The organism is Azospirillum lipoferum (genome assembly GCF_024170005.1).
GTDB lineage: Bacteria > Pseudomonadota > Alphaproteobacteria > Azospirillales > Azospirillaceae > Azospirillum > Azospirillum lipoferum.
The window spans coordinates 171363-191774 of the sequence record NZ_JALJXJ010000007.1; the positions used below are offsets into that span (position 1 = coordinate 171363).

16 protein-coding genes are annotated in these 20412 nt (G+C 68.4%); 7 read left to right on the forward strand and 9 right to left on the reverse strand.

The annotated features are described in order from the left end of the window. Positions 1 to 162 precede the first annotated feature (162 nt). From aspA to J2848_RS17100, 4 genes are all read left to right on the forward strand, one after another. Entirely contained in the window at positions 163 to 1578 is a 1416-nt protein-coding gene (gene aspA / locus J2848_RS17085; RefSeq protein ID WP_149232281.1) for an aspartate ammonia-lyase, read from the forward strand. Between the two features lie 103 nt (positions 1579 to 1681). Further along, positions 1682 to 2959 (forward strand): dicarboxylate/amino acid:cation symporter, encoded by a 1278-nt coding sequence (locus J2848_RS17090; RefSeq protein ID WP_149232280.1) that lies wholly within the window; start codon positions 1682 to 1684, stop codon positions 2957 to 2959. A gap of 99 nt (positions 2960 to 3058) precedes the next feature. Further along, positions 3059 to 4897, forward strand: coding sequence for a sensor histidine kinase (locus tag J2848_RS17095; protein ID WP_149232279.1), 1839 nt, complete (start codon positions 3059 to 3061; stop codon positions 4895 to 4897). After that, complete coding sequence (locus J2848_RS17100) at positions 4870 to 6225, forward strand: sigma-54-dependent transcriptional regulator (protein ID WP_149232278.1); 1356 nt, start codon at positions 4870 to 4872, stop codon at positions 6223 to 6225. Before J2848_RS17095 ends, J2848_RS17100 begins: the two co-directional genes overlap by 28 nt. Before the next feature lie 42 nt (positions 6226 to 6267). Here J2848_RS17100 and J2848_RS17105 read toward each other — a convergent pair whose 3' ends face one another. Continuing rightward, positions 6268 to 7134 (reverse strand): hypothetical protein, encoded by an 867-nt coding sequence (locus J2848_RS17105; protein WP_170307083.1) that lies wholly within the window; start codon positions 7132 to 7134, stop codon positions 6268 to 6270. Between the two features lie 366 nt (positions 7135 to 7500). Beyond that, positions 7501 to 8823, reverse strand: coding sequence for an amidase (locus J2848_RS17110; RefSeq protein WP_246193945.1), 1323 nt, complete (start codon positions 8821 to 8823; stop codon positions 7501 to 7503). A gap of 324 nt (positions 8824 to 9147) precedes the next feature. Here J2848_RS17110 and J2848_RS17115 point away from each other — a divergent pair, with 324 nt between their 5' ends. Then, positions 9148 to 10692: an FAD/NAD(P)-binding protein gene (locus tag J2848_RS17115; protein WP_149232276.1), complete on the forward strand. Its 1545-nt coding sequence runs from the start codon at positions 9148 to 9150 to the stop codon at positions 10690 to 10692. Between the two features lie 13 nt (positions 10693 to 10705). Here the strand turns inward: J2848_RS17115 and J2848_RS17120 are convergent, their stop codons facing one another. From J2848_RS17120 to J2848_RS17140, 5 genes are all read right to left on the reverse strand, one after another. Then, on the reverse strand, positions 10706 to 11410 hold the full coding sequence (locus J2848_RS17120; protein ID WP_149232275.1) for an aspartate/glutamate racemase family protein: 705 nt from the start codon (positions 11408 to 11410) through the stop codon (positions 10706 to 10708). Between the two features lie 15 nt (positions 11411 to 11425). After that, complete coding sequence (locus J2848_RS17125) at positions 11426 to 12253, reverse strand: ABC transporter permease (RefSeq protein WP_149232274.1); 828 nt, start codon at positions 12251 to 12253, stop codon at positions 11426 to 11428. A 3-nt stretch (positions 12254 to 12256) separates the two neighbouring features. Continuing rightward, complete coding sequence (locus J2848_RS17130) at positions 12257 to 13174, reverse strand: ABC transporter permease (RefSeq protein WP_170307082.1); 918 nt, start codon at positions 13172 to 13174, stop codon at positions 12257 to 12259. Positions 13175 to 13373: 199 nt separating this feature from the next. Then, positions 13374 to 14687, reverse strand: coding sequence for an ABC transporter substrate-binding protein (locus J2848_RS17135; protein ID WP_149232273.1), 1314 nt, complete (start codon positions 14685 to 14687; stop codon positions 13374 to 13376). 58 nt (positions 14688 to 14745) lie between these two features. After that, on the reverse strand, positions 14746 to 15756 hold the full coding sequence (locus J2848_RS17140; protein ID WP_149232272.1) for an ABC transporter ATP-binding protein: 1011 nt from the start codon (positions 15754 to 15756) through the stop codon (positions 14746 to 14748). Between the two features lie 291 nt (positions 15757 to 16047). Between J2848_RS17140 and J2848_RS17145 the strand changes: the two genes are divergently transcribed. Then, positions 16048 to 16800 (forward strand): GntR family transcriptional regulator, encoded by a 753-nt coding sequence (locus J2848_RS17145; protein WP_149232271.1) that lies wholly within the window; start codon positions 16048 to 16050, stop codon positions 16798 to 16800. A gap of 83 nt (positions 16801 to 16883) precedes the next feature. Here the strand turns inward: J2848_RS17145 and nagE are convergent, their stop codons facing one another. Next, a complete protein-coding gene (nagE, locus tag J2848_RS17150; protein ID WP_149232270.1) occupies positions 16884 to 18350 on the reverse strand; it encodes an N-acetylglucosamine-specific PTS transporter subunit IIBC in 1467 nt (488 codons plus the stop codon). 157 nt (positions 18351 to 18507) lie between these two features. After that, complete coding sequence (locus tag J2848_RS17155) at positions 18508 to 19416, reverse strand: N-acetylmuramic acid 6-phosphate etherase (RefSeq protein WP_149232269.1); 909 nt, start codon at positions 19414 to 19416, stop codon at positions 18508 to 18510. A 219-nt stretch (positions 19417 to 19635) separates the two neighbouring features. Between J2848_RS17155 and J2848_RS17160 the strand changes: the two genes are divergently transcribed. Then, the gene (locus J2848_RS17160) at positions 19636 to 20394 is read left to right on the forward strand and encodes a GntR family transcriptional regulator (protein WP_149232268.1); all 759 of its coding nucleotides are present in this window, start codon (positions 19636 to 19638) and stop codon (positions 20392 to 20394) included. The last annotated feature ends 18 nt before the right edge of the window (positions 20395 to 20412 follow it).

Consider the following 20412-nt stretch of genomic DNA (forward strand, 5'->3'; position numbering starts at 1 on the left):
TCGGAAATCCGAATGTCCGCGGCTCTCGCCAACAATCATACGCTGGAAGATCAGTGGCTTAGGCCGCGACGTCATGCCCGCGCGCGCTGGCATGCCGGTTGCTCTTTACAGGTTGCGCTCCGCGAAGACGGGGCGGTTTCAACCAAGGGAGCGAAACGTCCGATGCCTGCCACAACGCGCACCGAACACGACCTGCTGGGCGACCGCGAGGTCCCGGCCGACGCCTATTACGGGGTCCACACCCTGCGCGCTGTCGAGAATTTCCCGATCACCGGCACGCCGATTTCCCACTATCCCGATCTGGTCCGGGCGCTCGCCGAGATCAAGATGGCCGCCGCCCGCGCCAACCATGAACTGGGTCTGCTGACCGCCGAGCGGGCCGACGCCATCGCCGCCGCCTGCCGCGAGATCCGCGCCGGCAAGCTGCACGACCAGTTCGTCGTCGACGTGATCCAGGGCGGGGCCGGCACCTCGACCAACATGAACGCCAACGAGGTGATCGCCAACCGGGCGCTGGAGATCCTGGGGCATGGCCGCGGCGACTACGCCCACCTGCATCCCAACGAACACGTCAACATGAGCCAGTCGACCAACGACGTCTATCCGACGGCGCTGAAGCTGGCGACCTACACCGGCATCTTCCGGCTGGTGGAGGCGATGGGGTACCTGCGCGCCGCCTTCCAGCGCAAGGCCGACGAGTTCCGCGACATCCTGAAGATGGGCCGCACCCAGCTGCAGGACGCCGTGCCGATGACGCTGGGCCAGGAATTCTCCACCTACGCCGTCATGCTGGCCGAGGACGAGGAGCGGCTGAAGGAGGCCGCCCTGCTGATCCGCGAGATCAACCTGGGCGCCACCGCCATCGGCACCGGCATCAACGCCCATCCGCAATACGCAGCATTGGTCTGCCGCCGTCTGGCCGAGATCAGCGGCGTGCCGGTGCTCACCGCCCCCAATCTGATCGAGGCGACGCAGGATTGCGGCAGCTTCGTCCAGCTGTCGGGCGTGCTGAAGCGGGTGGCGGTGAAGCTGTCCAAGACCTGCAACGACCTGCGCCTGCTGTCCAGCGGCCCGCGCGCCGGCTTCGGCGAGATCAACCTGCCGGCGCGGCAGGCCGGCTCGTCGATCATGCCGGGCAAGGTCAACCCGGTGATCCCCGAGGTGGTCAACCAGATCGCCTTCGAGGTGATCGGCAACGACATGACCGTCACCTTCGCCGCCGAGGCTGGCCAGCTCCAGCTGAACGCCTTCGAGCCGATCATCGCCCACAGCCTGTTCAAGAGCATCACCCACCTGCGCCAGGGCTGCCTGGTGCTGGCCGACCGCTGCATCGACGGCATCACCGCCAACCGCGACCATCTGGAAGCGAGCGTGCGCAACTCCATCGGCATCGTCACCGCGCTCAACCCCTACATCGGCTACGCCAACGCCACCGAGGTGGCCGCCGAGGCCCACCGCACCGGCAAGGGCGTCGCCGAACTGGTGGAGGCGCGCGGCCTGATGACCGCCGCCGCCCTGGCAGAAGTGCTGCGGCCGGAGGTGCTGACCCAGCCGCGGCTGCTGGCGACCGCCGGCTGATCCGCACCGCCACCCGGCCCCGACCCATTCGGGGCCGGCTCCCATCGACCGCAACCCGGCCGGCGCGTAGAGGCGGGCGGGACCAAGGTGAGGTAACAGGACCATGAACAAACAGACGACGCTGATCATCGTCGCCATGCTGCTGGGCATCGTCACCGGCTATGTCTGCAACAGCCTGTTCGACGCGGCGGCCGCCAAGGAGATCGCCGGCTATTTCGCGATGGTGACGGACATCTTCCTGCGCCTGATCAAGATGATCATCGCGCCCCTGATCTTCGCCACCCTGGTCGCCGGCATGGCCGGCATGGGCGACGCCCGCACCGTCGGCCGCATCGGCGGCAAGGCGGTCGGCTGGTTCCTGATGGCGTCCTTCGTGTCGCTGTTCATCGGGCTGATCTTCGCCAACCTGCTGCATCCGGGCGCCAATGTCGGCGTGCCGCTGCCCGACGTGGCGGCCAGCGCCGGGCTGAAGACCTCCGCCCTGAACCTGAAGGATTTCCTGACCCACGTCTTCCCGCGCAACTTCTTCGAGGCGATGGCGAACAACGAGATCCTGCAGATCCTGATCTTCTCGGTCTTCGTCGGCCTCGCCATCGGTCAGCTGCGCGACACCAAGGCCGGCCTGCTCGCCCGCTCGATCGAAGAGGTCGTGCCGGTGATGCTGAAGGTCACCGACTATGTCATGCGCTTCGCCCCGATCGGCGTCTTCGCCGCCGTCGCCAACGTGGTGACCATCCAGGGGCTGGGCGTGCTGCTGGTCTACGGCAAGTTCATGGGCAGCTTCTACGTGGCGCTGGCGGTGCTGTGGGCGGTGCTGGTCTTCGCCGGCTTCGTCGTGCTGAAGGGCGACGTCTTCCGCGTGGTCAAGGCGATGCGCCAGCCGATGCTGCTGGGCTTCTCCACCGCCTCCAGTGAATCGGCCTATCCGCGGGTGATGGAGGAGCTGAAGACGCTCGGCGTGCGCGAGCGGGTGATCGGCTTCGTGCTGCCGCTCGGCTATTCCTTCAACCTCGACGGCTCGATGATCTACACGGCCTTCGCGTCGCTGTTCATCGCCCAGGCCTATGGCATCCCGCTGTCGCTGGAACAGCAGATCGTCATGCTGCTGGTGCTGATGGTGTCGAGCAAGGGCATCGCCGGCGTTCCGCGCTCCTCGCTGGTGGTGGTGGCCGCGGTGCTGCCGATGTTCCACCTGCCGGAGGCCGGCGTGCTGCTGATCATGGGCATCGACCATTTCCTCGACATGGGCCGCACCGCCACCAACGTGCTGGGCAACGGCATCGCCACCACGGTGGTCGCCAAGTGGGAGAACGCCATCGGCACGCAAGAGGACGAGGAGGAGGCCGGCGCCGCCCTGCCCTCCCCGGCCGCTGCCGAGTAACGGACGGGCGCTCTGAAAAAGCAGCCTGGAAGACGGGCGGGCCATGGGACGGGGGCTTCTGCTATGATGCGGCGGCCCCTTTCCCTGCCCGCCTTTTTCATGCCCGCAGCAAGACGCATCCGCACCATCGGCCTTCTGCTGCCGGCGCTCGCCGGTCTGGCCCTGCTCGCCGGTGTCGCGGGCTTCCTGGTCAGCGAGGGGATGGGGCTCGCCGCCCTCCAGGAGACCGGGCGGCACCGGCTCGACCTCTATGCCGAGAGCCTGGAACGCGAGATCGACAAATACGCCTATTTCCCCGCCACGCTGGGGCTGGAGCGCGACGTCCTCGACCTCGTCACCGGGCGGGCGCCGCTGGCCTGGGGGCTGAACCGCTATCTGGAGCGGCTGAACGAGCGGGCCGGCACCCTGTCGATCTATGTGCTGAACCGCCGGGGCCGGGTGCTGGCCACCAGCAACTGGAACCGCCCCGACAGCTTCATCGGCGAGGATCTGTCCTACCGCCCCTATTTCGTCGAGGCCGCCGCCGGCCACCAGGGCCGCTTCTTCGGTGTCGGCACCACGCGGGGGGAAGCCGGCTACTACCTGTCCTCGCCGCTGACGGAGGATGGCGCCATCGTCGGCGTCGCCGTGGTGAAGGTCAGCCTGGAACAGCTGGAGCAGTCCTGGTCGACGGTGGAGGCGCCGGTCCTGGTCGCCGACGAGAACGGCGTGGTCATCCTCGCCTCGGTCCCCTCCTGGAAATTCACCACCCTGCGGCCGATGGACGAGCCGACGCGGCGCCATTTCGACCAGACCCTGCAATACAACGCCCGCCCGCTGGCGCCGCTCGGCCTGATGCCGCAGGACCGCATCGCCGCCGATGCCGAACTGGTGCGCCTCTCCCGCCCGGCCGAGGGGCAGCTGGAGGAGACGGTCTTCCCGGTGTCCGGCGGCTTCCTGGCCCAGACCGCACCGCTGCACGGCACCGGCTGGACGATGACCGTGCTGTCGCCGGCGGATCAGGTGACCGGCATGGCCTGGGCCCAGGCCGCCCTGGCCGCGGTCGGCAGCGCCTTCCTCGGCATCCTGCTGCTGATGTGGATGCAGCGCCGCCGCCATCTGCGCGAGCTTGAACGCAAGGTGGAGGAGCGCACCCGCAACCTGCGCGCCGCCCAGGACGAGCTGGTCCATGCCGGCAAGCTGGCGGTGATCGGCCAGCTGTCCGCCGGGCTGGCGCACGAGCTGAACCAGCCGCTGGCGGCCCTCCGCACCCTGTCCGGCAATACGGTCAAGTTCCTCCAGCGCGGCAATCTCGACGCGGCGCAGGGCAATCTGGAGCGCATCGCCCATCTGGTCGACAGCATGGGCGCCCTGACCAGCCAGCTGAAATCCTTCGCCCGCAAATCCTCCGGCGCCTCCCGCCCGGTGGCGGTGCGCCGGCCGATCGACAACGCGCTGTTCCTGCTCGACCAGCGGCTGCGGCGGTCCGGCGTCGCCGTCCAGGTCGATGTGGCGGAGGAGGTCGCGGCACTCTGCGACCCCAACCGGCTGGAACAGGTGCTGGTCAATCTGGTCGCCAACAGCCTCGACGCCCTTGCCGGCCACGAAAGCGGCAGGCTGACGCTGACGGCGCGGACGGTGGACGGCCGGATCCGCATCCAGGTGGCCGACAATGGTCCCGGCCTGCCCGCCGAGGTGCTGCCCCGCCTGTTCGAGCCCTTCTTCACCACCAAGGAGGCGGCGAAGGACGCAAGCAAGGAGGGCGGCGGCGGGCTCGGCTTGGGGCTTGCCATCTCCGCCGGGATCGTGCGTGACTTCGGCGGCGCCCTGACCGGGGCGAATGGTCCGGATGGCGGGGCGGTCTTCACCATCGACCTTCCCGCCGCCACCCTGCCCACCGACCCGACCGCCGTCCAGGCCGGAGATTTCCCATGTCCGACTCTGCCGTCCCCGCCCTGAAGGCCCTGCCCCTGAAGGTCCTCGTCGTCGAGGACGACCCCAACGTCAGCCTCGGCTGCCAGCAGGCGCTGGAACTGGAGGACATCCCGACCGAGGCGGTGGACAGCGCGGAGAAGGCCCGCCGGCTGGTGGCCGACGGCTTTCCCGGCATCGTCGTCACCGACATCCGCCTGCCGGGCATGGACGGGATGGCGCTGTTGGCCGAACTGCTGGCCGCCGACCCCGACCTGCCCGTGGTGCTGATGACCGGCCACGGCGACGTGGCGATGGCGGTGCAGGCGATGAAGCTGGGCGCCCACGACTTCATCGAGAAGCCCTTCTCCCCCGACTATCTGGTCGAGGTGGTGCGCCGCGCCCTGGAAAAGCGCCGCCTGACCCTGGAGGTGCGCGAGCTGCGCGCCCGCTTGCAGAACCGCGACAGCATCGAGGCGCGGCTGGTCGGCGGATCGCCGCAGATGGCACGGGTGCGCCGGCTGATCGGCGAGCTTGCCAGCTCCGCCGCCGACGTGCTGATCCATGGCGAGACCGGCTCCGGCAAGGAACTGGCCGCCCGCTGCCTGCACGAGGCCAGCCCGCGCCGGGGCGGCAATTTCGTCGCCATCAACTGCGGCGGCCTGCCGGAAAGCCTGATCGACAGCGAGATCTTCGGCCATGAGGCCGGTTCCTTCACCGGAGCCGGCAAGCGCCGCATCGGCAAGGTGGAGCACGCCAACGGCGGCACCCTGTTCCTCGACGAAATCGAGAGCATGCCGATGCCCGTGCAGATCAAGTTCCTGCGCGTGCTTCAGGAACGCACGCTGGAACGGCTGGGTTCCAACACGCCGATCCATGTCGATTGCCGGGTGATCGCCGCGACCAAGGTCGATCTGCGCGAACTGGCCGACCGTGGCCAGTTCCGCGCCGACCTCTATTACCGGCTGAACGTCGCCAATCTCCCGCTGCCCCCTTTGCGCGACCGGCGCGAGGACATCCCGCTGCTGTTCGAGCAGTTCGCGCTCCAGGCCGCCGCCCGCCATGGCCGCCCGGTCCCGCCGCCGGATGCCGGGCGCATGCGCCGCCTGATGGCCTACGACTGGCCGGGCAACGTACGCGAGCTGCACAATGTCGCCGACCGCTGCGTTCTCGGCATCGAACAGGGCTTTCCCCCCTTCGCCACCGCTCACCCTGCCGCCAGCCGCCCGTTGGCCGAGGCGGTCGAGACCTTCGAACGCGCCCTGATCGCCGACACCCTGCGCCGCACCAACCACAGCCTCGCCCGCGCCGCGGAGGACTTGCAGATCGCCAAGACCACTTTGCACGACAAGATCAGGAAATACGGGCTGTCGTGAAAGGGCTGCGCCCTCCCATCGGCTGGGAGGGCGCAGGATCGGTCAGGCGGCGGTGTCGAGATGCGTGCCGTCGGTACCATGGCCATGCATCTGACCATGGCCGGGGTCGAGGTGCAGCGACTGGACGGTGTCGACGAACGCATCGACCGCCGCGACCACGTTGGTATTGCCGGTGACCGCACTGTCACCGGAGGCGTAGTGGTTCAGGAAATGCTGCCAGATGGCGCTGCCGGCGTCGGCGGCAGCCTGACCGGTCCCGGCATCGGTCGAACTGGCGGTGCCCGAGCCGTCCTGCTGAGCGATCAGTCGGTCGTGCCAGTGCGGCGCGTCACCGGTGCCGGGCTTGGCGTCGCCGGTCGCCGTGCCGGTGGAGGTGGTCTCCGAAGACGTGCCGGTGTCCTTCGTCGTGTCTGTGTGGCCGGAGGCGTCGGTCAGATGCTCCTGGTGCTGCACGGCGCGGACCTGCTGCAACACGCCCTGGACGGTGGCCGTGGTCTCTCCGGTGGCATCAGCCAAGACCTTCACCAGCGGGTCGGTCGGCGGCTGGTGGGTGTCGGATGTGCTGCCGGTCTTGGTCTCGGCAGTCGTACTGTCGGTCGTGGCCGTATCCGTGGTCTTCGTATCCGTCGCCGTGCCGCTGCTTGCCGTGCTGCTGCTCTTGGCGTCGGCAATGGCCTGTTCGACCGCGACATAGGCGGCCTTCAGTTCGGCAACGGCGCTGTCGGACAGCGTCGGCGCGGTGTGCTGGGTGTCCTTGTGCTGGGTATCCTGGTTCGAGGTGTCCTGATGCAGAGGCTGGTGGGCCTGGACCTCGGCAACTGCGCTGTCGGAGGTCGTGACGGAAGAGGTCGGTTCGGTGGCCTTGGCCGTCACGGACTTAAGCGATTCAGTGGCGAAGTTGGTAGCCATAAGAAGTCTCCAAGCATTTCAGCCGATCGCCATCCGGCAATTTTTCACCAATATTATTGGCGCCGCCGGAGGCATCCAATCATCACATTTGATGATCATCGGCTCTCGTCGGCAGTCGTCGCCCGACTGCCTGGAGACAATAGGCGCGAAATTTCCGCGAATTGAACCGGATTCTTTCCCGTCCCACTCTTTGACATCGCTTGTGACGATCAACAGTCATTTTGGAGTCAGGAATCAGTTATTTATAACGATCAGCCTCTACTCTTCGATCATGATACACGTCCACATGGGTGATACGTGCGGGGCCGGGATTCCTGCGCGAAAAATCCGCGGCCCCATCATGGTCACAGCGGTCCCGACGCAGACTCATCCCCGCAGCGCGGCCTCCAGCCCGGCAGCGATGCCCAGCAGGCTGCGGTCGCCGCCGCGCCGCCCCATCGCCATCAGGCCGACCGGCAGCCCATCAGCCGGAACCGGCAGGGAAATGGCCGGCAGGTCGAACAGGTTGGCGACTCGGGTGTTGCGCAGCAGGGCCAGGTTGACGCGGTGGAAGGTGGCATCGTCCAGCACGTCGGCAATGGCAGGCGCCGTCATCGGCACGGTCGGCAACAGCAGGACCGGATGACGGGTCAGCCGCTCGTCCATCAGCCGGATCAACTCGGCCCGTCGGCGCTGCATGCGGACATAATCGGCAGCGGGCGCCTTGCCGCCGGCCTCGATCCGCGCGCGGGTCTTGGGGTCGATTCCGTCAAACTCGGTGATGCCGAGGTCGGCCAGGGTGGCGGCCAGCTCGATCGCCGTGAAGACGCCGATACGGTCCAGTTCCGCCAGCGCGTCCAGTTCCGCCTCGATGGATCCGTCGACGATGTGCGCCCCGGCCGCACGCAGCCGCTCCAACGCCGCCTCGAAGGCAGCGGCAACCGCCGGTTCCACCCCGTCGAACAGCCGCCCGCGCGGCACCAGGAAGGACTGCCCGGCAACTGGCAGCGGCACCAGCGGCGCCGGATCGCCATCGGAAAGAAGGCTGTCCAGCAGCGCCGCATCGCCGACGCTGGCGGCAATCGGTCCGATCACGTCCAGCGTCGGCGACAGCGGGAAGGCTCCCTCGGCCGGCAGTCGCCCGGCGGATGGCTTGAAGCCCACCGCACCGGACAGAGCCGCCGGGATGCGCAACGACCCGCCGGTGTCGCTGCCCAGCGCGATCTCCGCCATGCCGTCGACCACCGAAATCACCGCCCCCGACGAGGATCCGCCCGGCACCCGCGAGCGGTCATGCGGATTTCCGGGATTGCCATAGTGCGGATTGATGCCGACGGCGGAAAAGGCGAATTCCGTCATATGGGTCCGGCCGACGATCACCGCCCCCGCGGCGCGCAGCCGCGCCACCGCCCGGGCATCGCGCGTTGCGGCGGGACGCCCGCGCAGGATGGCGGAACCGGCCGCGGTGACATCGCCCGCCACGTCGAACAGCGCCTTCACCGAGACGACCCGCCCGTCGAGCGGCCCCAGCGACCAACCGGCCGCCGCGCGGCGGTCGCTGGCCAGGGCGGCGGCACGGGCCTCCTCCGCATGGACGTCGGTGAACACCAGATCACCCTGCCGCGCCGGATCGGCGATCCGGGAGAGCGCCGCCTCCAGCCGGTCGGAAGCGGAAGCGTGGGGGGCGGACGGCATGGACGGCACAGACATGGGGGCGGCTCCTGATCGGTCATGCAGCGGCGCGCTTCGGCCGGCACGCGCAACCGCATGTGCCACATCGGCGCCGTCTTGGCGACAGCGATGATGCGGGTCGGTTTGCGTAAAAAACCGGCAAATCCCTACTTTTGGAATAGTGTTTGCCGTTCGGCCGATGGCGCGTGTCCCCGGCCCTGTGATATTCAGGGCGGAACGAAGCGGACCGAGCAGACACACGGCCGACGCGAATCCCCGCCTTCACCCGTTGTTCGGCAGGTTCGGGGAACAGACGCCAACGGCCGGCCTTTTCCGGAATGACTCACGGAAGGACGGACTTCGATGCCTGCAACGCCTCACTTCCATCCCCCCGGCGCCACCCCGCCCGGCGGTCTTCACCAGCCCCGCCAGATCGCCATCGTCGGTGCCGGCTTCACCGGAAGCCTGCTGGCCGCCCATCTGCTGCGCGGCGCCCAGGCGCCGCTGATGGTCCATCTGATCGAATACGGCCACCGGCCGGGCACCGGCGTCGCCTATTCCACCCCCAACGGCGCGCATGTGCTGAACGTCCGCGCCTACAACATGAGCGCCTATCCCGACGATCCGCGCCATTTCCTGCGCTGGCTGTGGAGCCGGGCGGAGGGGCCGACGCCGGATCAGCCGATGCCGCCCAGCGGCCATGCCTTCGCCTCCCGCGCGCTGTACGGCGCCTATATCCAGGACGTCCTGGCGGAGGCGCAGGCCGAGGCGCCCGCCCATGCCCGCCTGAACGTGATCCGTGGCGAAGCGGTGGATGTCCGCACCGAAACCCCGTCGGGCAGCCGGCCGGCGGTCCATGTGCGGCTCGGCGACGGCAGGGTGGTCAGCGCCGACACCGCAGCGCTGTGCATCGGCAATTTCCCGCCCTCGCCGCCCTGTCTGGCCTCTTCGACGGCGGACGAGGCTTTCGCATCCAACCGCTTCATCGGCGACCCATGGGATGCCGCCGCCATCGGCGACATCGACCGGGATGCTCACGTCGCCATCCTCGGCACCGGGCTGACCATGGTCGACACGGTTCTGTCGCTGCTCGACCAGGGCCATCGCGGACCGGTCACGGCGGTATCCCGCCGTGGCCTGCTGCCGCTGCGCCATGAGGAGACGCGGCCCTACACCTCGTTCCTGCATCCGGACGTGCTGCCCAGCACGGTGCTGGACGTGCTGATCGCGCTGAAGGCCGATGCCCGGCGGGCGGCCGCGGCGGGCTATGACTGGCGGTCTGCCTTTGATGCGCTGCGGCCGCACCATCACCGCATCTGGGCGCATCTGCCGATGGAGGAGCGCCAGCGCTTCCTGCGCCACGCCCGCCCCTTCTGGGAGGTGCACCGCCACCGCATGGCGCCGCAGGTGGCGGACCGCATCGACGCCGCCCGCGCCAGCGGCCAGCTCAGCATCCTGCCCGGCCGCCTGAAGAACGCCGCCCTCACCGCAGGCGGCCTGGACCTGACCGTCACCGAGCGCGGCGGCGGGGCGGAGCGGGTGCTGACGGCCGGCGCGCTGATCAACGCCACCGGAACCAACTGCGACTACACCCGCATCCGCCACCCGCTGGTGCGCTCGCTGCTCGACCGCGGCCTCGCCCGGCCGGACTCCCTGCGGCTGGGGCTGGACGTGACGGAAAGCGGCGCGGTGATCGCCGCCGACGGCACCCCGTCCCCGCGCCTGCTCGCCTTCGGCCCGGTCGCCAAGGCTCCCTTCTGGGAAATGACCGCCGTGCCGGAACTGCGCAGCCAATGCGCCGACGCCGCCCGGCGCATCCTGGGCGGGCCGACGAGCGGAACACTGTCGGGACAGGCTGCCTTGTCAGGCATCGCGACACCGGATTTTCCGGAATCGCAACGGCTGTAGGACGGCGGAGGGGTCAGCGCGCCTTGGGCAGCGGCGGCGCATAGCCGCCGACCTTGCTGGTTCGCAGTCCGAGCGCGGCCAACCCCTCCACCAGCTTCACGGCGGCGGTGACGCCGTCCACCACCGGCAGACCCATCTCCTCGCTCAAGGAGCGGGCGAGGTCGGCCATGCCGGCACAACCCAGCACGATGGTCTCCGCCCCGTCCTGCTCCACCGCCCGGCGGATCTCCGCCCGCACCCGCCCGACCGCCCCCGACGCCGGGTCCTCCAGCGCCAGCACCGGCACGCCGGCCGCACGGATGGTGCAGCGCCCGGCCATGCCATAGCGCTGGGCCAGCCGTTCCAGCGCCGGAACCGAGCGGGCCAGCGTCGTCACCACGCTGAACCGGCCGCCCAGCAGCCCGGCGGTCTGCATCGCCGCCTCGCAGATACCGACCACCGGTGCGGTGGCGAGGCTGCGCGCGGCATCGAGCCCGACATCGTCGAAACAGGCGATCACCGTGCCGGCGAGTTCGCTCTCGCGCTGGTGCCGGTCGATCACCGCCAGCATGCCGGGGACGGCCAGCGCCTCGTCGTAATAGCCCTCGATGCTGGCGGGACCGGTCGGCGGGTTGGTGGCGACGATCTCGGTACCGGGGGCCGCGACGGTGCGGGCGGCGGCACCGATCCGCACGGTCATCGAGGCGGTGCTGTTCGGGTTGACGACCAGGATACGCATAATTGTCCGGATTCCTTAAGCGCCGGTTCGGCGCAGGCGATGGCGGCGCAACAGGATCAGGCCCAGGAAGAACAGGCCGATCACGGTGAAGGAGAAGACCGTCGTCAGCGATCCCAGCGCATAGAGCACCGGTGTCGTCACGTTGGTGGTCATGCCGTAGATCTCCAGCGGCAGCGTGTTGAAGCTGCCGGCGGTCATCAGCGTGCGGGCGAACTCGTCATAGGACAGGGTGAAGCCGAACAGCCCGACGCCGATCAGGCTGGGCAGCAGGATCGGCAGCACCACATGGCGCACCGTCTGCCAGGGCGAGGCACCCAGGTCGCGCGCCGCCTCCTCATAGGCCGGGTTGAAGCGGTTGAAGATGGCGAAGACGATGAGCAGGCCGAAGGGCAGCGTCCAGGTCAGGTGCGCGCCCAGCGCCGAGCTGTACCAGGACGGCTCCAGCCCCAGGATGTTGAAGAACAGGCCGATGCCCAGGCTGACCAGGATCGACGGCACGATCAGGCTGGCGACGGCAAGGTAGAACAGCGCCCCGCTGCCGCGGAAGCGGCGGCGGAAGGCGAAGCCGGCCAGCACCGAGAACAGCACGGTCAGAACCATCACCATCAGCCCCAGCGCGATCGACCGGCGGAAGGACCCGCCGAAATCGCCGACCGCCTGCTGTTCGAACAGGTTGCGGAACCAGTGCAGCGAGACCCCGTTCATCGGGAAGGTCAGCCCGCCCTCCGGCCCCTGGAAGGACAGGATCAGGATGGTGGCGGTCGGGCCGTAGAGGAACAGCACGAACAGCGCGAAGAAGGCGCCAAGCAGATAGAAGGACAGGCCGCGGCGGGAGGTGTTCATCGCTCACAGCTCCTTGCGGATGTCGACGACGCGCAGCATCGCCACCACCATGATCAGGACGACGGCCAGCAGAACCACCGCATTGGCGGCGGCGGCCGGGTATTGCAGCAGCGAGATCTCGTTGGCGATCATCAGGCCGATGGAGGCGCTCTGGCCGCCGCTCATCAGCCGCACGGTGATGAAGTCGCCCATCACCAGCGTGACGACGAAGATGGAACCGATGGCGATGCCGGGCTTGGTCAGCGGCAGGATGACGTTCCACAGCGTCTGCGCCGCACTGGCGCCGCCGTCGCGCGCCGCCTCGATCAGGGCGCGGTCGATGCGCATCATCGAATTGAAGATCGGCACCACCATGAACAGCGCATAGAGGTGGACGAAGGCCAGCACGACCGAGAAGTCGGAGAACAGCAGGAACTCCAAGGGCTGGTCGATGATCCCGGCGGAGATCAGGCTGGAATTCAGCAGCCCGTTGCGCCCCAGGAACGGGATCCACGAGATCATACGGATGATGTTGGAGGTCCAGAACGGGATGGTGCAGACCAGGAACAGCACCATCTGCCAGGTGGTGGAGCGCACATGGAAGGCCAGGAAATAAGCCACCGTGAAGCCGATACCGAGCGTGATCGCCCAGGTCAGCACGGCGTATTTCAGCGTGTTCAGATAGGTCTTCCAGGTGACCGGCGAGGTCAGCAGCTCGGTGTAGTTGGTCAGCACGAAGTCCGGGTAGATGCGCACGCTGTCGTAGTCCCAGAAGCTGACCGCGACGATGGTCAGGATCGGCACCAGCAGGAACAGCAGCAGCGTGACGGTCAGCGGTGCCGCCTGGAGGTAGGGGGCGACGCGCGGCAGCAGACGGACACGCCGCACCCTGCCGGCGGCGGCCGTGGCGGACGGTCGGGACGTTTCGGCGGTCAGGGTCATGGGCGGGTTCCTGCAGTGGGTGATGTCGGCGATCAGCCCCCTCTCCCCCCCCGGGGAGAGGGTCGGGGTGAGGGGGATGCATTGCGTGCACATAACAGGGAACGGAGAGTGCGCGACTCTTGAAGATCCTCGCCGCGCGTCCCCCTCACCCTAACCCTCTCCCCAGGGGGGGAGAGGGGATGGTTGGCGACCGCAAACATCAGGCCGCGATGAACTCGTTCCACTTGCGGACCATGTAGCGGTCCTCGTCCATCACCGCGTTCCAGCAGGCGACGCGGCCCATGCGCTCCTGGAACGAGCCGCCGTCGCGCACGGCGCCGGCCTTTTCCATCACCTTGCCCTCGGGGCTGAGGATGTCGGCCTTGGCCGGCTGACCCTCCATCCAGAAGGCCCATTCCTCCGGCGACATGTGCTGCTTGGCGGTGTCGAGCACGGCCGAATAATAGCCCTGGCGGTTCAGATAGGCGCCGACCCAGCCCGACAGATACCAGTTGATGTATTCATAGGCCGCGTCCAGCTCCAGCCCGCTCAGATGCTTGGCGATGCCGAGACCGCCGCCCCAGGCGCGATAGCCCTCCTTCAGCGGCTGGTAGACGCACTGGATGCCCTTGGCGCGCACGGCGGCGACGGCGGGCGACCACATCGACTGGATGATGACCTCGCCCGACGACATCAGGTTGACGCTCTCGTCGAAAGTCTTCCAGAAGGCGCGGAACTGGCCGGCCTTCTTGGCGTCGGTCATGATCTTGAGGGTCTTGTCGATCTCCTCCTTGGTCATGTTGCCCTTGTCGCCATACTTGATCTCGCCCATCGCCTCGCAGACCATGGCGGCGTCCATGATGCCGATCGACGGGATGTTCAGCAGCGACGCCTTGCCCTTGAAGGCGGGGTCGAGCAGATCCTTCCAGCTGGAGATCGGCCGGCCGACCAGATCGGGGCGGATGCCCAGCGTATCGGCATTGTAGATGGTCGGGATCAGCGTCATCCACTCGGTCGGCGCCTTGGCGAACTTGGTGCTGTCCTTGCCCTCGACGAAGCCGACGGTGTGGGGGGCGGTGCCCTGGGCGATGGCGCTGTCCGGCGTCAGCTTGCCGGTGATGAAGATCGGGACGATCTTGTCGAAGTTCTTGATCTTCTTCACGTCCATCGGCTGCATGACGCCGGCCGGGAACACCTTCTTGCCGATCCAGTATTCGATGTCGGCGATGTCGTAGGACTTCGGCTGGGTGACCGCGCGCTGCGTCACCGCGTCGGAATCGAGCGCCGTCATCTGCAGCGTGAAGCCCAGGTCCTCCTTCACCTTGTCGGCGACGGCGTTCAGGTTCGACACGCCGGTGCCGAACTGGCGCAGCGTGACATTCTTGATGTTCTGCGCCCAGATGGTCGGGAAGCCGGTGATGGCGCCCGAGCCGACGGCGGCGCCCGCCACGGCGGCGCTGCCCTTCAGCAGGGTGCGGCGGCTGACGCCGGTCGACGGCGTTGCGGACTTGGAAGGAGTACGGGTGTCGGTCATCGCTGAGCCTCCAGTCTGTTCGTCGTGTTGTTTTTTGATGAGCGGTGTTTAAAGAGCGTCACGCCACCAGCGGGTGGACGTCGCGGCGGCTCCATCCGGCGTGGACATGGTCGCCCACGCCGACAGGCGCGTCGAAATAGCGGGCCTCGTCCAGCACGACGGCGAACTCGTCGGCACCGGCGACGTCGAGGCTGAGATGGACGGAGGCGCCGTGATACTCCAGCGAGCGCACCGTGCCCTCCACCTGGATCTCGGTCGGCAGGTCGGCACCGCCCAGTTGGATACGGTCGGCGCGCACGGCGCAGCGAGCGGCGTCGCCGATCCCGATCGCACCGGCCTCGATCACATTGTGGCCGCCGATGAAGCGGGCGACGAAGGCGGTGCGCGGCTGGGTGAACAGCTCGCGCGGCGGGCCGGCCTGTTCGATCCGGCCCTGGTTCATCACCACGGCGAGGTCGGCCAGTGCCATCGCCTCGGTCTGGCTGTGGGTGACGTGGATGAAGGTGATGCCGATGTCGCGGTGCAGGCGCTTCAATTCCTCCCGCATGCGCACGCGCAGGAAGGGGTCGAGCGCCGACAGCGGTTCGTCCAGCAGAAGCACGCCCGGCCGGGTGATCAGCGCGCGGGCCAGCGCCACGCGCTGCTGCTGCCCGCCCGACAGCTGCGACGGCAGGCGGCCGGCATATTTGCCCATGTCGACGAGGTCGAGCATCCCGGCCGCGCGCCGCCGCCGCTCCTCCTTCGCCACGCCCTTCATCTTCAGGCTGAAGGCGACGTTGTCGGTGCAGTCCAGATGCGGGAACAGGGCGTAGCTCTGGAACATCATCGCCGTGCCGCGCTTGGCCGGCGGGTCGTCGTTCACCACCGCATCGCCGATCAGCAGGTCGCCGTCGGTGATGTCCTCGTGCCCGGCGATCATCCGCAGGGTGGAGGTCTTGCCGCAGCCGCTCGGCCCCAGCAGGCAGCAATAGGAGCCGGCGGCGATCCGCAGATCGATGCCATCCACCGCCACGGTCCCGCCATAGGCCTTGCGCAGCTTCACCAGCTCGACCGTCGAACCCGCTGTCATCGGATGGCCTCCAGAATTGTGCACAATCGGCTCGGTCGTTTGTGACCGGTTCGCCTTCTGCATGCCGCGTGCCAGCGGCTGGATGGCGGAAAACAACCGGTTCCCCGGTGCCTTATTGCGCAAAAGCGCGGCATTTGTGCAGGGGTTTGGCGCATTGCCGTCGTTTTGGGCAAACCGAGCTGCGTCCCTCATCGTGGTCTCGCCCAGCCGATTGAGGTTCCACCTCTGGCCCGCTTTGTGCACAATCTGCGGTGCGCTTCCCGCACACCGACAAAAGCACTTCCCCCACCCATGACAACCGCCGCCCCCGCCAAGCCAGCCCGCCGCACGCCCCTCCCCCGCAATGCCGCGCGCAACAGTGCCGAAGCCCGCATCGTCCGCAGCATCGGGGAGGCGATCGCCGATCGCCGCCTGCCGCCCGGCACCAAGCTGACGGAGGAGAGCCTGGCGGAGGCCTTCGGCGTCAGCCGCGAACGGGTGCGCAAGGTGCTGCTTCTGCTGGCGCAGCGGCGGGTGGTGACGCTGATCCCCAACCGCGGCGCCTTCGTCGCCAAGCCGACGCCGAAAGAGGCACGCGAGGTGTTCGAGGCGCGACGGGTGATCGAACGCGCGATCATGGACCGGCTGGAACGGCTGCCGCGCCCGCTGCCCGACGACATGCTGGAGAAGCTGCGCGACCATGGCGCGCTGGAGGATGCGGCGGAGCGCGCCGCCGACCGCAAGGCGATGATCCGCCTGTCCGGCCAGTTCCATCTGCTGCTGGCCGAATTCGCCGGCAACGCGACGCTGGCCGGCATTCTGACCGACCTGATCGACCGCTCCAGCCTCGCCATCGCGGCCTTCGAGCGGCGGTCGTCGCACACCTGCTCCGCCGACGATCACCGCCGCCTGATCGCCGCCCTGATCGGCAACCGTCCCGGCGAGGCGACGACGCTGATGATCGAGCATCTCGACGAGGTCGAACGGCAGCTGGATCTGGAGACGAAGACCGACACCCGCATCGACCTGAAGGCGATCTTCGCCGACGAACCGGAGCCGGCCTGACGGGGCAGGTGCCGAAAACGCAAAAGCCCCGGCTTCGCAACGAAGCCGGGGCTTTTTTTATGAACCGAACGACGTGCCTTCGTTCAGACCCGCTCGCCCGCCGACGCGTTCAGCGAGTCCTGGATCTCACCGGCCAGCTGGTCGGCGATCGGGCCGACGATCACCTGGACCGAGTTGGCCGACGGCTTCACCACGCCGCGGGCGCCGATCCGCTTCAGCTCCACCTCGTTCACCCGGCTGGCGTCGGCGACGCTCAGGCGCAGGCGGGTGGTGCAGGCCTCCACCGAACGCAGGTTGCCCGCCCCGCCGAGTGCGGCGACATAGGCGCCGGCCCGGTCGCTGACCGGCGCGATGCCGGCACTGGCGACACGGACACCGGTGGCGGCCGGCGCCTGACCGGCGGGGATGGCGATGTCGTCGCGGCCCAGCGTCTTCAGGTCGAAGCGCTGGATGACGAAGCGGAACAGCCCGTAATAGATGGCGAAGTAGGCGGCACCGACCGGCAGCAGCAGGATCGGGTTGGTCGCCTTGCCGTAATTCAGCACATAATCGAACAGACCGGCCGAGAAGCCGAAGCCCAGCTTCACGTTCAGCACGTCCATCAGCACCATCGACAGGCCGGTCAGCACGGCATGGACGGCGAACAGCGCCGGGGCCAGGAACATGAAGGCGAATTCCACCGGCTCGGTCACGCCGGTCAGGAAGGCGGTCAGCGCCATCGACAGCAGCACGCCGCCGACCGCCGCCCGGTTCTGCGGCTTGGCGGTGTGGTACATGGCAAGGCAGGCGGCCGGCAGGCCGAACATCATCACCGGGAAGAAGCCGGCCATGAAGGCGCCGGCCGTCGGGTCACCCTTGAAGAAGCGGTTCAGGTCGCCGGTGACGCCCTGGTAATCGCCCAGCAGGAACCAGGCGATGTTGTTGATGATGTGGTGCAGGCCGGTGATGATCAGGATGCGGTTCAGCACGCCGTAGAGGAACAGGCCGAATTTGCCCAGCCCCAGCACGCCGGTGGTCAGCGCGGTCAGGCCTGAATCGACGATGGGCCAGCCATAGCCGAAGACCAGCGCGATGCCGAGTGCGGCCAGACCGGTGACGATGGGCACGAAGCGCCGCCCGCCGAAGAAGGCGAGATAGTCCGGCAGCTTGATGTCCTTGTATTTGTTGTAGAGCTGGCCGGCGATGATGCCGATCAGGATGCCGACCGGGATGCTGATGCGGCTGGACATCTTCGCCACCAGCTCCGGTGCGACGCCGCTCAGTACCACGGCCCCCTTCACCGCGACGAAATAGCCGACGGCGCCGGCCAGACCGGCGGCCCCATGGTTCTCGCGGGCGAAGCCGATGGCGATGCCGACGGCGAACAGGACGCCCAGGTTGGAGAAGACGGCGTCACCGGCCGCGGCGATGAAGGCGATGTTCAGCAGGTCGGGCTGGCCGATGCGCAGCAGCAGCCCGGCGATGGGCAGCACGGCGATCGGCAGCATCAGCGCTCGCCCAAGCCTCTGGACGCCCGAAAAACGGTCGCCCGACAAACGATCAGCAGACATTCGGACGTCTCCCAGTGTAACGGGCCTCGGCATCAGACGGCCGGGCCGGCAGGATGGTTGATGGTCGGGCGGTTGGCGCCTCTAAGCTTTTGTTTTTCCGTGTGATCGCTTCAAGCGATCACACTCCAAGCGCCACCGCCCCTCTTCCGCTTTTCCCTCAGGTCTCTTTGACGGCGATGGCTTTTGCCCGATCCATCGCCTTGCGCAGATTGCCGCCGGTTTCGGCCAGCAGCCGGTCGATCTCCGGACTGTCCAGCCCGGCCAGCCCCAGAACGGCGCGGCGCACGTCGCCATGCCGCTCCAGCGCCGCACCGGCCGCCTCCTCGTCCACATGCGCGATGCGCGCGACCATGGCGGTGCAGCGGCGGCGGAGCTTGGCGTTCTCCGGCCGGACATTGATCATCAGGTTGTCATAGACATTGCCGAGCGCCGTCATGACGCCGGTCGAAAACAGGTTCAGCACCACCTTCTGCGCGGTGCCGGCGCCGAGCCGGGTGGAGCCGGCGATCACCTCCGCCCCCGTCGCGGTCAGCACCGGATGCTCGACCGCGTCGAGCAGGGGCGAGCCTGCGCTGCTGGCGATGCCCATGGTCAGTGCCCCCGCCTCCCGCGCGGCGCGCAGGACGCCGACGGTGTAGGCGCTGGCGCCGCTGGCCGACAGCCCGACCACCACGTCGGCGGCGGAAACCCCCGCCCGCCCGGCGTCGGCGCGGCCGGCTCCCTCGTCATCCTCCGCCGCCCCGGCCAGCCCGCGCGACAGGTCGAGCCCGCCGGCGATCAGCAGCACCAGCCGCTCCGCCGGCCAGTCGAAGGTCGGACCCAGGTCCAGCCCGTCGAGTGCAGCGACCATCGCCGACGACCCGGCGCCGGCATAGACCAGCCGCCCGCGCCCGTCGGCCAGACGCTCCGCCGCGGCCTCCACGGCGGCGGCGACCGGCGGCAGTGCCGGAGCGCAGGCGGCGAGCGCGCGCGTCTGCCCCTCCCACAGCGCCGTCATCAGCTCGGCGGCCGGCCACACGTCCAGCCGGCTGTACCGGTTCGCCGCATCTTCCGTGCCGCCCGCCATCGTTCCGGCTCCGCTGTCGCTCCGGCATCTAACCCGGAGGTGGGTGGTATTAGATTGGACTGTATGCGCAGAATACCAAAATCCGGACATTCCGCAATCTGAAAACGGTCACAATCGTGCGTGTAATCGTGCGTGTTCCGCCACATGCCGTCCGGCGACTGTTGCCCAAAGGACTTTCAGTGGTATCATGCCGGTCCCGGAGCACTGGAGTGGTTGCCGATGTCCACTGCCGCCGCCGCGGCCCCGTTCGACCCGACCGCCCTGTCGGATGCCCTGCCCCTGCCGCTGTATCTCCAGCTGGCCCGGCATCTGCGGTCGCTGATCGTCGAAGGCCGGCTGACCGACCAGGACGCCCTTCCCGGCGAGCGGGAGCTGGCGGAAACCTTCGGGGTGTCTCGCGTCACCGTGCGCAAGGCTCTGCGCGAACTGATCGCGGAGGGGCTGCTGCACCAGCGCCAGGGCGCCGGCACCTTCATCAACCGCAGCCCCCATGTGGAACAGCGGCTGTCCGCCCTGACCAGCTTCACCGAGGATATCGGCGGGCGCGGACTGAAGCCGGAGTCGCGCTGGCTCGGCCGCTCCGTCGCCACCGCGACGCCGGAGGAGGCGATGGCGCTTGGTCTGCGGCCGGGGGCGGAGGTGGTGCGGCTGCACCGGCTGCGGCTGGCCGACGGCACCCCGCTCGCCATCGAACTCAGCGCCCTGCCGGCCAGCGTCCTGCCCGACCCCGATCTGGTGCAGGGTTCCCTGTACGAGACCCTGCGCGGGCGCGGCCACCCGCCTTTCCGTGCACTGCAACGCTTGTCTGCCATTCGCCTGCCGGCGGATCAGGCGGTGCTTCTAGGGGTTCCGGACGGCGCCCCGGCCCTCTACATTGAGCGCCGCACCTTCCTGGAGAACGGAAGTCCACTGGAGTTCGTCCGTTCCCACTATCGCGGCGACGCCTATGACTTCGTCGTGGAGCTGTCGCTGGTCTGATCCCTTCCGGACCGATCC